General features: G+C 67.8%; 15 protein-coding genes. 5 read left to right on the top strand and 10 right to left on the bottom strand.

Annotation, left to right across the window (positions count from 1 at the left end):
* Positions 1–87 precede the first annotated feature (87 nt).
* Positions 88–2196: a lytic transglycosylase domain-containing protein gene (locus FCU40_RS07620; RefSeq protein ID WP_168074091.1), complete on the bottom strand. Its 2109-nt coding sequence runs from the start codon at positions 2194–2196 to the stop codon at positions 88–90.
* Between the two features lie 256 nt (positions 2197–2452).
* Here FCU40_RS07620 and dapA point away from each other — a divergent pair, with 256 nt between their 5' ends.
* Both dapA and smpB read left to right on the top strand, forming a co-directional pair.
* Positions 2453–3340, top strand: coding sequence for a 4-hydroxy-tetrahydrodipicolinate synthase (dapA, locus tag FCU40_RS07615; protein WP_168074090.1), 888 nt, complete (start codon positions 2453–2455; stop codon positions 3338–3340).
* Positions 3337–3792, top strand: a complete 456-nt coding sequence (gene smpB / locus FCU40_RS07610) for an SsrA-binding protein SmpB (protein WP_004619693.1) — start codon at positions 3337–3339, stop codon at positions 3790–3792. Before dapA ends, smpB begins: the two co-directional genes overlap by 4 nt.
* 190 nt (positions 3793–3982) lie before the next feature.
* Here the strand turns inward: smpB and FCU40_RS07605 are convergent, their stop codons facing one another.
* From FCU40_RS07605 to FCU40_RS07580, 6 genes are all read right to left on the bottom strand, one after another.
* Complete coding sequence (locus FCU40_RS07605) at positions 3983–4375, bottom strand: hypothetical protein (protein ID WP_004619690.1); 393 nt, start codon at positions 4373–4375, stop codon at positions 3983–3985.
* Positions 4376–4638: 263 nt separating this feature from the next.
* Complete coding sequence (locus FCU40_RS07600; RefSeq protein WP_004619687.1) at positions 4639–4977, bottom strand: hypothetical protein; 339 nt, start codon at positions 4975–4977, stop codon at positions 4639–4641.
* An 8-nt stretch (positions 4978–4985) separates the two neighbouring features.
* A complete protein-coding gene (locus FCU40_RS07595; protein WP_004619685.1) occupies positions 4986–5177 on the bottom strand; it encodes a hypothetical protein in 192 nt (63 codons plus the stop codon).
* Positions 5178–5354: 177 nt separating this feature from the next.
* A complete protein-coding gene (locus FCU40_RS07590) occupies positions 5355–6350 on the bottom strand; it encodes a DUF2891 domain-containing protein (protein WP_168074089.1) in 996 nt (331 codons plus the stop codon).
* Positions 6347–7303 carry a DUF979 domain-containing protein gene (locus FCU40_RS07585; RefSeq protein WP_168074088.1) on the bottom strand — a complete coding sequence of 319 codons (957 nt, stop codon included), beginning with the start codon at positions 7301–7303 and terminating at the stop codon, positions 6347–6349. Before FCU40_RS07585 ends, FCU40_RS07590 begins: the two co-directional genes overlap by 4 nt.
* On the bottom strand, positions 7300–7974 hold the full coding sequence (locus FCU40_RS07580; RefSeq protein WP_168074087.1) for a DUF969 family protein: 675 nt from the start codon (positions 7972–7974) through the stop codon (positions 7300–7302). The genes FCU40_RS07585 and FCU40_RS07580 overlap by 4 nt, the downstream gene beginning before the upstream one ends.
* Positions 7975–8100: 126 nt before the next feature.
* Here FCU40_RS07580 and FCU40_RS07575 point away from each other — a divergent pair, with 126 nt between their 5' ends.
* The 3 genes from FCU40_RS07575 to FCU40_RS07565 all read left to right on the top strand — a co-directional run bounded on the left by FCU40_RS07575 (position 8101) and on the right by FCU40_RS07565 (position 12126).
* Positions 8101–8877 (top strand): class II aldolase/adducin family protein, encoded by a 777-nt coding sequence (locus tag FCU40_RS07575; RefSeq protein ID WP_004619677.1) that lies wholly within the window; start codon positions 8101–8103, stop codon positions 8875–8877.
* Between the two features lie 329 nt (positions 8878–9206).
* Positions 9207–9665, top strand: coding sequence for a hypothetical protein (locus tag FCU40_RS07570; protein WP_342672537.1), 459 nt, complete (start codon positions 9207–9209; stop codon positions 9663–9665).
* Positions 9666–9771: 106 nt separating this feature from the next.
* A complete protein-coding gene (locus tag FCU40_RS07565; RefSeq protein ID WP_168074086.1) occupies positions 9772–12126 on the top strand; it encodes a transketolase in 2355 nt (784 codons plus the stop codon).
* Here the strand turns inward: FCU40_RS07565 and FCU40_RS07560 are convergent.
* The 3 genes from FCU40_RS07560 to FCU40_RS07550 form a co-directional block, all read right to left on the bottom strand.
* Positions 12123–12479 carry a nuclear transport factor 2 family protein gene (locus FCU40_RS07560; protein WP_168074085.1) on the bottom strand — a complete coding sequence of 119 codons (357 nt, stop codon included), beginning with the start codon at positions 12477–12479 and terminating at the stop codon, positions 12123–12125. The genes FCU40_RS07565 and FCU40_RS07560 overlap by 4 nt on opposite strands.
* Positions 12454–13212, bottom strand: coding sequence for a nuclear transport factor 2 family protein (locus tag FCU40_RS07555; RefSeq protein ID WP_168074084.1), 759 nt, complete (start codon positions 13210–13212; stop codon positions 12454–12456). Before FCU40_RS07555 ends, FCU40_RS07560 begins: the two co-directional genes overlap by 26 nt.
* Positions 13213–13296: 84 nt before the next feature.
* A partial coding sequence (locus FCU40_RS07550; RefSeq protein ID WP_168074083.1) for a cytochrome c family protein occupies positions 13297–13667 on the bottom strand: 371 nt, incomplete at its 5' end.

The following is a 13667-nucleotide window of genomic DNA, read 5'->3' as shown; positions in this document are numbered from 1 at the left end:
AATCGTTCGAGCGGAAAATAAGGCCCCAAATCAAACATTTAGAGCGTGATAACCGCCGAAACCGCTCACACTTTCGGCTATCACGCTCTAGGGCTGGGCCGTCGGCGTATAGGCGGCCGCGACCGTGGGTGAATAGACGTAGCCGCCGCGCTTGAGATCCTGCGACAGGGTCAGCGGCGCGACGCCGCCATTCAGGCGCGCGCGGTACACCATGGTCGTCTCCATGGTCCGCATCACGTAGTTGCGGGTCTCGGAGAACGGAATGCACTCGATGAAGTCCAGCGGGTCGGTGGCCGCGCCGCGCGGGTCGCCGCAGAGGCCCGCCCACTGGGCCGGACGACCCGGGCCGGCGTTGTAGGCGGCCGAGGCCATGATGTACGAGCCGCTGAAGCTGTTGATCATGTCGCCGAGGTAAACCGAGCCCAGGCGCATGTTGTACGAGGCCTCGGACAGACGCTCGACGCTGTGGGGCTCACCCAGCTTGCGGGCGACGATGGCGGCGGTGGCCGGCATCAGCTGCATCATGCCGCGCGCGCCGACGGCCGAGCGCGCGGCGGGATCGAAATTGCTCTCCTGGCGCGAGATCGAATAGACGAAGGCCGTCTCGGCCGCGCCCGGGCCCGGCGTGAAGTGGTGGTCCAGCAGCGGATACCCCCGCTCGGGCAGGATGATGCCGCGCTGGGCGGCGGTGCGCACGGCGCGCATGGCCAGGTCCTGATCGCCGTAGCCGCGCGCCATGTCGACCAGCAGGGCGCTCTCCTCGGCGTTGGGCAGGGTGTCGTCGATATAGAGCACCAGGCTTCTGAACAGGTCGCGGATACCGGCGTCGGCCAGGATGCGGGCGGCGCGGATCTGCTCGCGGCCATAGAAACGGGCGCGATCGGCCTGGGTGATCAGCGGGTCGTGGTCGAGGCGCAGTTCCTTGATCCCCGCCTTCTCGGCCGACAACTGGCCATAGAAGGTGGTGATGTAGCGCGCGCCCTCGCCATAGAAGGCCTGGGCGGCGATCAGGTCGCCCTGAGCCTCGGCCGCGCGGCCTTGCCAGTAGAGGGCGCGTCCCTTGGTGATCGGCGAGGCGCCGACGGCGGCGATATTGGCGAAGTGAGCCGCGGCCGCGTCGGGGTTCTTCAAGCGGGTCAGGGCGATCCAGCCGGCGTAGAACTCGCTCTCGGCGATGTCCGCCGGGGCGATGGCCTGGGCGTTGTTGGCGGCGGCGTAGGCGCCGGGGCTGTCGCCGGCCTTCAGCGCCGCCACGATCAGCTGCTTGCGCTCCTTCCAGATCGCCGTGGAGGCCTCCTCGGTCGGCGGAACCGGGAAGTTGGCGACCATGGGGATGGCCAGGGTCTCCATGCCCTTGCGGCGCAGATAGGCCGCGCGCTCGAACACCACGCCCGGCGAAGCCTGCAGGTCGGGCGTCAGGCCATTGTAGAGGTCGTTGGCGCTGGCGGAATTGGCGCGATAGGCCATGCGCACCTTGGCGGCGGCCTGGCCGGTGTCGGACAGCATGGCGACGATTTCCCGCGCGGCCGGCCCTTGCTGACCGTACAGCAGGATGTCGGCGCGGCGGGCGTAGTCGTCCGGCGTCAGCATCGCGCCGAAGCGGGCGATCATGGCGCGCTGGGCGTCGGCCTCGAAGACCTTGTCGCGGAAGACGCGGCGGATCAGGTTCGTGGCGTCCTGGGGCCGGTTCATCGCCTGATAGGCGCTGGCCAGGGCCATGGCGCCCTCGGCCGTCGCCGGCTGTGCGCCGCCGAACCAGGCGACGATCCGGGCGGGATCCAGGCCCGAGGTCGACAGGGCCTTCTCGGTGGCGGCGTCACGGCGCGCGCCACGCGGCCAGCCGGCCAGATCCCGGCGCGCGGCGTCCAATTCGAAGAAGCTCAGCGCCTCGGCGTTGCTGTCCACCAGAGTCCACTGGGCGATCTTGCGCGCGATCGGATCCTCGAGGCTCTGCATCGCGGCGCGAGCGCCGGAGACGTCGCCGCGCTTGGCGGCCGAAATCGCGGTTCTCAGGTTGGCGGCGTCGGTGTCGGATAGCGACGAGGAGACCGCCGTCGGCGGCGTGGTGATCAGGCCGCCGCTCGGTTGGGTCGCGCCCGGGGTCGCATAGGGCGACGCCGTCTGGGCGTCCGCGACGCCGACCGCGGCCACGATGCAAGCCCCTCCAAGCAGCAGACGACGCAGCACTGAAACCAAAACGCTCTCCTCGCCAGACTCTTAAGTCCGGATTTTACCTGAATCTCGTCTCCGTCCCTATGCGACGATTCAGGCCCTAATAGGTTTTAAAGTCGGGTTGGCGGGCTTGACCGGGCGCGGTTCCCCCATCAAATCCCGGGCTGCCCCACGAACCGCGCCGGCCGGCGGTTGCGGAACGGCGGGGCAGAGACATACTGTCCGCCCCCATCCTCCTGCCGCAACACCCGCGGCGCTTCCTCACGGCAATTTGCAAGTCATGGTCCAGTCTCACTTCAAGGGCGTTCTTCCTGCCCTCGTCACGCCGTTCCGCGACGGTGAGGTGGACGAAAAAGCCTTCGTCGCCCTGGTCGAGCGCCAGATCGCCGGCGGGGTTCACGGCCTGGTGCCCGTAGGCACGACGGGCGAAACCTCGACCCTCTCGCACGACGAGCACAAGCGCGTGGTCGAGCTGTGCGTGAAGACGACGGCGGGCCGCGTGCCGGTGATCGCCGGCGCTGGCAGCAATTCGACCGACGAGGCCATCGAGCTGGCGGCCCACGCCAAGGCCGTGGGCGCCGACGCCTGTCTGGTGGTGACGCCCTATTACAATCGCCCCAGCCAGGAGGGCATGTACCAGCACTACAAGGCGATCAACGACGCGGTCGAGCTGCCGGTGTTCGTCTACAACGTGCCCGGGCGCACGGGCGTCGACATCTCCAACGACACCCTGGCGCGTCTGGCCAAGCTGCCCAATATCGTCGGGATCAAGGACGCCACCGGCGACCTGACGCGCATCAGCCTGCAGCGCCTGACGTGCGGCCCCGATTGGATCATGCTGACCGGCGATGATCCGACCGCCCTGGGTTACATGGCGCACGGCGGGCATGGCGTGATCTCGGTCACGTCGAACGTCGCGCCCGACGCCTGCGCCGCCTTCATGAACGCCTGCATGCAAGGGCAGTGGGAGACGGGGCTCTACTGGCAGGACCGCCTGGTGCGGCTGCACAAGGCGCTGTTCCTGGATTCCTCGCCGGCCCCGACCAAGTTCGCCCTGGCCCAGCTGGGCCTCTGCCTAGAAGACGTCCGTCTGCCGATCGTGCCCTGCGCCGAAGCCGTGCGTCCGACGATCCTGGCGGCCATGCGCGAGGCCGGTCTTCAGGAATGACCAAGCCGATCGCGGAGAACCGGCGCGCCCGGTACGACTACTTCATCGAGGAGACGTTCGAGGCCGGCATCATGCTGACCGGCACCGAGGTCAAGTCGCTGCGCGTCGGACGGGCCAACATCGCGGAGTCCTACGCCTCGGTCGAAGGGCGTGAGATCAAGCTGATCAACGCCGACATCCCGCCCTACGGCCACGCCAATCGCTTCAATCACGAGCCGCGCCGCCATCGTAAGCTGCTGCTGCATCGCAAACAGATCGACAAGCTGATCGGCGCGGTGCAGCGCGATGGCCGCACGATGATCCCGCTGAAGCTCTATTGGAACGACAAGGGGCTGGCCAAGCTGGAGATCGGCTTGGCCAAGGGCAAGAAGCTGCACGACAAGCGCGAGACTGAAGCCGCGCGCGACTGGCAGCGCGACAAGGCGCGCCTGATGAAGGGCGATCGCGACTAGAGCCTTATCCGCTCGAATGGAATCATTCGAGCGGAAAAATAAGGCTCTAAATCAAACATTTAGAGCGTGATAACCGCCGAAACCGCTCACACTTTCGGCTATCACGCTCTAAGGGAACGCCGGCGACGCTTTGGCGAGAGTCGGCTCGCGGCCCGCCATCGGCTGGCGGGCCGCGTTCTCCGTCCGGTCTCTAACCCTGGTACTGCGCGTCGCGGATGCGGCCGGCCAGGTCGTCCAGTCGCGCCGAAATGCGGTTGAAGTCGTAGTCAGGCAGGAAGCCGCGGTGTTCCCGCGCTTCCCGGAACGTCCAACCCCGAATGCCGTCCAGTTCGCGCCTCAGCCGGGCGGCCCGCCAGTCGTCGATCCGCTCTTCGTCCTGGCTGTTGCGGAGCCACTGATCGATCCGGCGTTCCCGCTCGAAGAGGTCGCGCGCCGGACGGCCATAGGCGGGCGCGTCATAGCCCGACCAGGGGCGATAACCCCATCCCCAATCCTGGGCCGAAGCCGGCGCGGCGGCCGTCAGGGCGGTCAACGAAGCCAGGGCGGCGGCCGCGGCGACCGCCAACTTTTTCGAGGTAACCATCGCTCGCATTCTCCTTGCTCGACGTGAGCCAGGCGAATGTTGCGCATCCGACATGAACTCGTCGGGAGCCGGCCGGTCAGGTTCGGTTCATTTTGGAGGAAGGCGACGGCCCTAGAGCCTTATCCGCTCGAATGGAATCATTCGAGCAGAAAATAAGGCTCTAAACGGGATGGGCGCTAAATCCGATCAGCAGGCCCAGGGCGAAGGCCACGCCGCTGATGACCAGATAGACGCGCAGACCTCTTGGAATCATCGGCCGGTCCTCAACCACGGACGTGGTTCCTCAAGCCGCGCCGCAGGAAGAGGTGGGCGCGGCCGGTCAGGGCCCAACCCTTGGGTCCCACGGTAATCATTTCAGGAAGGTCCAAACTCGCCGCATGGCCGCGATGCAGCTCCAGCGCCAGGGCCAGTTCGGCGACCAAGGCCGCCGACGCCCGGCGGCCGCCGCGTCGCAGGGCCACGGTGTCGGCCACCAAGCTGGCGCTGGCTTGTCCGCCCAGGGTCAGCAACGCCTCGACGATTTCGCCGATCAGCGGCGAGGTCAGGCCCTGGCGGACCAGACGGCGCCGCCGAGCGGCGGCGATGTCGTTGGCGGCGATCATGGGAGTGTTCAGGCGGCGGCCGGCAGCTCGTAGACGCGGGAATGGACGCCGCGTTCGAAGAGTTCGCCGCATAGGGTCAGCGCGTGCTGATAGGCCTTCTCGACGGACTCGAACTTGTTCAGCGCCTTTCCGGCCTGGCGCACCTGCCAGCCGTCGGCGACCGGCGCGATCTCGATGTCCTGATAGAGCGCTTCCCTCATGGCGCGTACTCCATGCTGTTCACGACCCATGCGGTGGCCGCGAATTCATCATTAACGCGTGGGGGCGTCCAGGCATTGTCAATCAATGTAAACAGTGATCTGACATTCTCGTCGCGAGCGAATTCTCGCGAAATCTCGCCATTACGGGGCGCGAAAAGCTCGTTCGGCGAGCTTTACCTAGCCGTTTTCCAGCGCCAGCAAGGCGTAGGTGGCCAGCCAATGCTCGCCCATGTAATCACCGGAGACATGAGGGATCGCCGCCGCCAGATGATTCAGGGCGGCGTTGATGGCCCGGGGCTTGGCCGGATCGGTCTCGGGCAGGGCGATCGCGAGGGTCCGCCAGCACCAGGCGCGAGAGAGGTTCAGGCCGTCCAGGTGCGCGATCTTGCCGTCGCTGCGATCGCTGACCCGCGCCGGCGTGAACAGCGTCGCCGGCTGGCCGCGCGCCAGGTCTGGCAGGAAGCGCGGGAACCACAGCTCGAACCGCTCGCGCGGCAACAGACGGCGCATGGCCTCGGCCTCGATCAAGGCGGGCGAGAGGAAGTCGTCGCCCGACGGCTCCCAGGCCTGGCAGGCCGCGTCCTGGCCGTACCAGACGAGCGCGCGGGACCGCAGGATCTCGCGGAGGGCCTCGTCGCCCGTCATGTCGGCGTATTCGCTGGCCAGGACCAGGGCGAAGGCGGTGTTGTAGTGCGTGCCCGCGCGCACGGGATAGTCGGCCAGCGGCAGGAAGGCGCGGAACCGGTCGGCGAAGGCGGCGGCCAGCGGCGCGTGGGTTCGGGCCCAGGGACGGTCGTGGCGCAGCAACTCGGCCTGCAGCATCAGGCTCCAGGCCCAGCCATAGGGGCGCTCGAAGCCTCGGCTTTCGGGACGGGCCAGATACGCGGTCTCGACGGCGACCTTGTCGTCGGTGAAGGCGTCGTCGAACAGGGCGATGATCTGGTCGGCCTCGGCCATTTCCGGGCGCAGGCGCAGCAGGGTGGCCAGCAGCCAGAAGCCGTGCACGCAAGAGTGCCAGTCGAAGCTGCCGTAGAAGATCGGATGCAGCGCGCGCGGCGAGCGGACGTCGTCCGCGCCGCCCATCACGTGGTCCAGCTTGTTGGGATATTCGCGAGTCAGGTGGCCCAGCGCGATCCGGGCGAACCGCGAGGCGGTGTGGCGGGCGAGGCTCATCGGCGGAAGGCGAGGGTGTTCATCAGGACCACGTTGACGATCAGCATCACCGCCGCGGTCGGCGCCTGAGCGCGGATCACGGCGTAGCGGTCCTTCAACTGTAGCAGCGCCGCCGGCACAAGGTTGAAATTCGCCGCCAGCGGCGTCAGCAGCGTCCCACAGAAGCCGGACAACATGCCGATGGCGCAGACGACGGCCGGATCGCCATGGAAACGGCCGATGACGAGGGGCAGGGCGACGCCGGCGGTCAGGACGGGAAAGGCCGCGAAGGCGTTGCCCATCATCATGGTGAAGACGGCCATGCCCAGGCAGTAGGCGGTGACGGCGGCCAGGCGGCTGTCGACCGGGGTCACGTGGGCGACAAGGTCGCCGATGGTCTTGCCGACGCCGGCGACGGCGAAGACCGCCCCCAGGGCGGCCAGCATCTGCGGCAGCAGCGCGGCCCAGCCGACCAGGTCCATCAGGCGTCGGCCCTCCTGCAGCGGGGCCGACGCCGGCTGGCGGAACAGGATCTTGGCCAGCAGCGTCGCGGCCAGAGACGCCAGGACCAGGGCGACCAGCGTCGCCTGCTTGGGATCGACCAGCGGCGCGCCATGCACGGAAAGACGCTTCAGGGTCAGGGCTCCGACCAGGACCATGACGGGAATGACCAGGGCGGGCAGGAAAAGCTTGGCGCCGTGAACCCGCGCCAGACGCTCCCGCTCTTCGCTGGTCGTGGTCCGAGGCTTGCCGACGCCCAGCTGGCCGGCGCCCGCGATCAGGGCCAGCGCCAGGGCCAGGACGCCATTGCCGAGATCGCCGAGACGGTCTCCCACCAGGAAGCAAACCGCGAACAGGCCCCAAAAAACGGTGTTTCCCAAACGCTTCGGGTTCTCGCGGTCGAAGGCGCTGAGCGCCGCGAAGGCTCCGAACACCAGACCGGCCAGCGGATAGACGAACGTCAGGCCGATCATTCGCCGACCTCGTCCTTGACGAGGCCGCGGTCGAACAGCAGCAACCGCGCGCCATGGACGACGAAGGCGGCGAGGGCGCTGGGGATGGCCCAGATCGACAGGGCTAGCGGCTCCACGGTCAGGCCGCTCTGGTCCAGAAAGCCGACGATCAGCAGGATCGAGCCGATGGCCAGGAAGATGTCCTCGCCGAAGAACAAGCCGACATTGTCGGTGGCCGCGCTCATCGCCCGAACGCGCTCACGGCTGTTTTCGGACAGGGCTCCTCCGGCCCGGGCCTCGGCGGCGGCCTCGGTCATCGGAGCCAGCAGAGGGCGCACGGTCTGGGCTTGACCGGCCGCCTGGGTCAGGCCAAGGGCGGCGGACAGCTGGCGCAGAGCGAGGTACGCGATCAAGATCCGCCCCGCGCTGGCCGCCTTCAGTCTCAGGATCGTCGCCCGAGCCTGTTCCTTCAGGCCCGCCCGCTCCAGAACGCCGACAGCCGGCAAGACCAGCCAGGCGACGCTGACATAGCGATTGGTCCGGAACGCCTTGCCAAAGACGGTCAGCACCTCGATCGGCGACAGCCCGGCGGCCAGGCCCGCGGTCATCGCGGCGGCGATCACCACCAGAAGCGGATTGAAGCGCAGGGCGAAGCCCAGCACCACCACCAGCACGCCCAGCAGGGTCAGCATTCCCTCGACTCCCCCGAATCCGTCGTGGACCGTCGGACGCGCGGACGCCGCTGGCAAGACGCCCCTTGACGCCCCGCCAGCCCGGCGCGACGCTAAGTCAACAACGATAACTTATGGGAGGCCGGCATGGCCGATGGGACTACGCCCATAAACTCGCTCAAGGGCAAGGTCAGCGAGGCCGAATGGCAGGCGCGCGTCGATCTGGCGGCCCTCTATCGGCTGGTCGCCCTGCATGGGTGGGACGACATGATCTTCACCCATATCTCGGCCCGCATTCCAGGCCCCGATCATCACTTCCTGATCAACCCGTATGGCATGTTCTTCGGCGAGATGACCGCCTCGTGCCTGGTCAAGGTCGATCTGGACGGGAACATCGTCGACAAGACGCCGTACTTCATCAATCCGGCGGGCTTCACGATTCACTCGGCCATCCACGCCGCGCGCGAGGACGCGCATTTCGTCATGCACCTGCACAGCGACCAGGGCGTGGCGGTGTCGGCGCACAAGGAAGGCCTGCTGCCGCTGACGCAACATGCGCTAATCGTCTTGCCTCAGCTCGCCTATCACGATTATGAAGGCATTGCTCTCAACTTGGACGAGCGAGAACGGCTGGTGGCCGATCTCGGTCCGACCAAGAAGCTGATGATGCTGCGCAACCACGGCACCTTGTCGGTGGGCGGCAACGCGGCCGAGTGCTGGTTGGGGATGTTCTTCCTGGAGCGAGCGTGCGCGCAGCAAGTGATGGCGCTTTCGGTCGGACGCGACAATGTTCTCCTGGCGCCCGAGGCGGCACAGGAGGAGGTGCGCAGGCAGACCGGCATGGGCATGGGCATGATCGGCGGCTTGGCCTGGCCGGGCGCTTTGCGCCAGCTGGATCGCGCGCTGCCGGGCTACGCCGAGTAGCTGTCGCTTCGACAGTCTCGAAGGCCGCCGCGGTCCTGGCGATCGCGGCGGCTTTTTCGTGCCTGGCGAACAGCGCGGCCAGGGCCGGCGCCTGGCCGATCGCGCCCGGGCGGGCCCAGGTCATCGCCAAGTACGAGCGCACGACAGCCGACCAGGGCTATGACCCGGACGCGGTTCTCGTCGATATCGACGGGCGCGAGGACGAGAGTTTCTCGGTCCTTGTCGAGCGCGGCCTGACGTCGCGCCTGACTCTCCAGGCCAAGGCCGGGGTGACGCGCGGCCACGACCGTTGGGTGTCCTATTCTGGACGGGGCCCCGTCGAGCTAGGCGTGCGCTGGACCGCTTGGCGCGGCGAGCGGTCGGTCGTGGCGTTGTATGTCGGCGCGGCCGAGGCCGGCGCGGGCCGAAACGCCGGCTACGCCGCTCCCGGTCAGGGGAGCCTCGATCTCGAAGCCCGCGCCCTGGTCGGTCGCTCGGCCGTCTGGCGCAGGCGCGAGGTGTTCGTCGATCTCCAGGTCGCGCGCCTCAAGCGCCAGGGTCTTGCCGACGAGACGCGCTTCGACGCCACCCTGGGGCTGCGTCCGGCCAGGCGTTGGCTGCTCCTGGCGCAGACCTATGCCGGCCGCGCCGACCGCGGGTCCATCGACGCGCGCTGGGTCAAGACGGAATTGTCCGTTGTCAGATCATTTGGCGATTGGAGCGCCCAGGCCGGCTGGCGCGACACGACCATGGGGCGTGAGACCGCCCGCGACCAGGGCGTCACCCTGGGCCTTTGGCGTCGCTTCTAGATCTGGAGCGCCGCCGGAGTGGACGACCCCATGGCGGAAGGCGTATGAAGCCCGCGAAAGGCCGGGCGAGGGGCAAACCTCACCCGAGCGAACCGGGCGAGGAAGCATGGCTGATGTCTCTCTGGCGGCGAAGCGGCAGGAAATCGCCCTTCTGCGCCGCCTCGAGGAGCGCATTCTCTGGCTGGCCTCGTGGACCATCCACAACGCCAACCATCTGCGCGAAAGCCGCGATGGCCTGAAGGTCGGCGGCCACCAGGCGTCCAGCGCCTCGCTGACCACGGTGATGACGGCGCTCTACATGAAGGCGCTGCGGCCGCAGGACCGGGTGGCCGTCAAGCCGCACGCCAGCCCGGTCTTCCACGCCATCCAACATCTCTTCGGCCGCCAGAGCCTGGAAAACCTGAAGCGGTTCAGGGCGCTGGGCGGGGCGCAGTCCTATCCGTCGCGCACCAAGGACGTCGACGGCGTCGACTTCTCGACGGGGTCGGTCGGCCTGGGCGTCGCCATGACCGCCTTCGCCTCGCTGACCCAGGACTATCTGGCCGCGCGCGGTTCGGTGAAGCCCGAGAAGATGGGCCGGATGATTTCGCTGCTGGGCGACGCCGAGCTGGACGAGGGCAATATCTATGAAGCCCTGATCGAGGCCTGCAAGCACGACATCCGCAACACTTGGTGGATCGTCGACTACAACCGCCAGAGCCTGGACGCGACCACCCAGGACCGGATGTTCACGCGCTATGGCGAGATCTTCGAGGCCGCCGGCTGGACCGTCGAGACGCTGAAATGGTCCAAACGCCAGCGCGAGGCCTTCGCCAAGCCTGGCGGCGAGGCGCTGCGCGAGTGGATCGAGACCGCGCCCAACGACCTGTTCGCGGCCCTAACCTATCAGGGCGGGGCGGCCTGGCGCGAGCGTCTGAGCGCCGACCTGGCGTCCAATCCCCAGACCCTTGCCCTCATCGCGTCCTACAAGGACGCGGACCTAGCCGAGCTAATGACCGAACTGGGCGGCCACTGCCTGGAGACGCTGCTGGAAGCGTTCGAGCGCGCCGGACAGGATGACCGGCCGCGCTTCTTCATCGCCTATACGGTCAAGGGGCTGCGCCTGCCGTTCCAGGGGCACAAGGACAACCATGCCGGCCTGATGACGCCGGCCCAGATCGCCGAGCTGCGCGAACGCCTGGGCGTGGTCGAGGGCGAGGAGTGGGACCCGCTGTCGGGGCTCTCCGCCGCCGAGCGCACCGCCCTGAAGGGTCTCGTCGCGCGCGCGCCCTTCGCCGCCGAGGTCGAGCGCGAGCACACGGCCCCGACCATCCCGACCCCGACCGCCGATGAGTTGCTCATCGCGGTCGCCGGCGGGGGCGAGCAGTCGACCCAGGCCGCGTTCGGCAAGGTGATGTTCGAGATCGCCGCGCGGAAAGACGAGTTCGCTGGACGCGTCGTCACCACCTCGCCCGACGTCACCGTGTCGACCAATCTGGGCGGCTTCGTGAATCGGCGCGGCGTCTTCCAGCGCCGCGCTCACGAGGACGTCTTCAAGCGCCGCCGCATTCCGTCGGCCCAGGTCTGGTCCAAGGCCGAGACTGGCCAGCACGTCGAGCTGGGCATCGCCGAGAACAACCTGTTCATCGCCCTGGCGGCCCTGGGCCTGACCGCGCCGCTATTCGGAGAGCGCCTGTTTCCGGTCGGCACGCTGTACGATCCTTTCATCGCCCGCGGCCTCGATGCGCTGAACTACGCCTGCTATCAGGATGCTCGTTTCCTGCTGGTCGCCACGCCGTCCGGCCTGACCCTGGCGCCCGAGGGCGGCGCGCACCAGTCGATCAACGCGCCGGTCATCGGCATGGCGCAGCCGGGGCTGGACACCTACGAGCCGGCCTTCGCCGACGAGACGGCGGTGCTGATGGCCCATGCCTTCGATCGCATCCAGGCCAAGGACGGCGCCTCGACCTATCTGCGTCTCTCCACCCGCGTGATCGCGCAACCCGAGCGGATGGACGAGGCCTGGCGTCGGGGCGTGGTCGATGGGGCCTATTGGCTGAAGCCGCCGGCCCCCGGCGCGCGTCTGGCCCTCGTCTATAGCGGCGCCCTGGCCCCGGAGGCCTTGGCCGCGTTCGAGGCGCTGTCCGAGGACATGCCGGAGGCCGGCCTGCTGGCCGTCACCTCGGCCGATGTGCTGCACCGCGACTGGACCGCCGCCGGTCGCGCGCGCTGGACCGGACAGGAAACGCGGACCTCGACCATCGAGGCCCTGTTGGCCCCGCTCGACCGTGACGCCGGCCTTGTCACCCTGACCGATGGCGCGCCCCTGGCCCTGTCGTGGCTGGGATCGGTGCGCGGCCAGAGGGTGCGGGCCCTGGGCCTGGAAGCGTTCGGCCAGTCCGGCGACCTGCCGGACCTCTACGGCAAGTATCGTCTCGACGCCGAAGCGGTGCTGGACGCCTGCGCCGATCTTCTGACCTAAAACCCACTCAGGATGGTCATGCCGGCCAGGAGACCGTCCCGGAAGTGGTAGGTCAGCCGAGCCCGGGTGTCCGACCAGACCTGGCCAGCGCGGCTCTCGACCGCGTACTGGGCGTCGACGGTCAGGGCGTCGGTCGTTTCGTCGATCACCTCGATCACGTGGATGTTCGGCGTCATGGTCGCGAACATACGGCCGAAATGTCCCATGACGGCCTCCTTGCCGACCAGCAGCGAGCCGTCCTCCAAGGTGTTGGGCCAAGTCGCCTGGGGATGGACAAGCGGCCGCAGACGCGCCAGATCCCGCGCGTTGAAGGCTTCATAGGCCTGCTCAAGTACGGTCAGCAGCCTGCTCATGGCTTGTTTGGTCCCGACCGCTGTCGTCGACGTCCTGTGTGACGATCAGACCCCGTTCGAGACGGTACCAGATTAAGATAACGTCGTCCTGCCAAAGTCCGCCGCCGGGGCCGCGCGTCTCGACTCGCGCGCGCATCCGCACGCGATCGTCGGTCTCGATCCTGTAGTCGATCAGATCCATCCTTATACGGATCGTATCGAATAGATGGGCGAAATGCGCGCGAAGGTCGTCTCGACTTTCGATGACCCCGCCTTCGAAACTGTCGATGAAGCGCGCGTCGGGGGCGAAATAGGCCAGGGCGCCCTCGACATCGCCGGCGTTCAGGCGCGCCATCAAGCCGGCCAGCATGGCGTCTATGCCGGGGAAGGTCAGGTCCTGGTGGTTCTGCTCGATCTCGACGCGCGCGACGAGGTTCTCGCGCACCGTCCACCGATGCAGAACGCGGGTGCTGGACCATAACGAGCCGTCGGCGGCGCTGGCGATCAGCTGCCTGGCCAGGGCGGCGATGCGTCCATCGGCCTCGACGTGGAAGGCGATCGGGACATAACGGGCGATCAGCGGCGCGGTGGTCTCCAGCGCGTAGACCCGAATGGCGTCGCGACCGATGAGAACGCGATCCTCGGCTTCGTCGGGCCATTCGACGTCTGGCGTCAGCATCGCCAGAAAGCCCTCGAGGTCGCGGGCGTTGAAGAGATCGTAGAGTCGAGCGATCGGAAAGGCGTCAAGACTCATGGGCTTCGGTCCGCTTTCCAGATCTCCGAAGGAACGCGCTTTGCGCGCCGGCCCGGTGGGCCAGGCGCGCGGCGGCGAAGGCTCCTATCCCGCCGGCTTGGCGCTCGTCTCGGCCTTCAGATAGGCGATCAGGTCGATGCGGTCCTTGGGGTCCTTGAGGCCCGCGAAGGTCATCTTGGTGCCCGGAAGATCCTCGCGCGGACTGGCCAGCCACTTGTCCAGATGTTCGGCGTCCCAAGTGAAGCCGGCGTTCTTGACGGCGTCGCTATAGGCGTAGCCGGCCTTCGAGCCCGCCTTTCGCCCGAAGATTCCGTGGAGGTTCGGCCCCGTCAGGTCCGGACCGCCCTCGGTGGCGGTATGGCACGAGCGGCAGAGGGCGAACTTGCTCTGGCCGTTGGCCAGGTCGCCGGTGTTGTAGGGAGCGGGAAGTTCGGCGACCAGGGCGGCCTTGGCCG

It is taken from the genome of Caulobacter sp. SSI4214, assembly GCF_012184455.1.
In the GTDB taxonomy this organism is placed as follows: domain Bacteria; phylum Pseudomonadota; class Alphaproteobacteria; order Caulobacterales; family Caulobacteraceae; genus Caulobacter; species Caulobacter vibrioides_E.
This window is presented reverse-complemented; position numbering and strand designations above follow the sequence as displayed.

What these genes read in the sequence shown, in the direction of transcription:
- FCU40_RS07605 (WP_004619690.1), bottom strand. Translation starts at nt 4,375, where the DNA reads ATGGTTACCTCGAAAAAGTTGGCGGTCGCCGCGGCCGCCGCCCTGGCT.
- FCU40_RS07595 (WP_004619685.1), bottom strand. Translation starts at nt 5,177, where the DNA reads ATGAGGGAAGCGCTCTATCAGGACATCGAGATCGCGCCGGTCGCCGAC.
- FCU40_RS07580 (WP_168074087.1), bottom strand. Translation starts at nt 7,974, where the DNA reads ATGCTGACCCTGCTGGGCGTGCTGGTGGTGGTGCTGGGCTTCGCCCTG.
- FCU40_RS07560 (WP_168074085.1), bottom strand. Translation starts at nt 12,479, where the DNA reads ATGAGCAGGCTGCTGACCGTACTTGAGCAGGCCTATGAAGCCTTCAAC.
- FCU40_RS07600 (WP_004619687.1), bottom strand. Translation starts at nt 4,977, where the DNA reads ATGATCGCCGCCAACGACATCGCCGCCGCTCGGCGGCGCCGTCTGGTC.
- FCU40_RS07565 (WP_168074086.1), top strand. Translation starts at nt 9,772, where the DNA reads ATGGCTGATGTCTCTCTGGCGGCGAAGCGGCAGGAAATCGCCCTTCTG.
- FCU40_RS07575 (WP_004619677.1), top strand. Translation starts at nt 8,101, where the DNA reads ATGGCCGATGGGACTACGCCCATAAACTCGCTCAAGGGCAAGGTCAGC.
- FCU40_RS07555 (WP_168074084.1), bottom strand. Translation starts at nt 13,212, where the DNA reads ATGAGTCTTGACGCCTTTCCGATCGCTCGACTCTACGATCTCTTCAAC.
- smpB (WP_004619693.1), top strand. Translation starts at nt 3,337, where the DNA reads ATGACCAAGCCGATCGCGGAGAACCGGCGCGCCCGGTACGACTACTTC.
- FCU40_RS07585 (WP_168074088.1), bottom strand. Translation starts at nt 7,303, where the DNA reads ATGATCGGCCTGACGTTCGTCTATCCGCTGGCCGGTCTGGTGTTCGGA.
- dapA (WP_168074090.1), top strand. Translation starts at nt 2,453, where the DNA reads ATGGTCCAGTCTCACTTCAAGGGCGTTCTTCCTGCCCTCGTCACGCCG.
- FCU40_RS07590 (WP_168074089.1), bottom strand. Translation starts at nt 6,350, where the DNA reads ATGAGCCTCGCCCGCCACACCGCCTCGCGGTTCGCCCGGATCGCGCTG.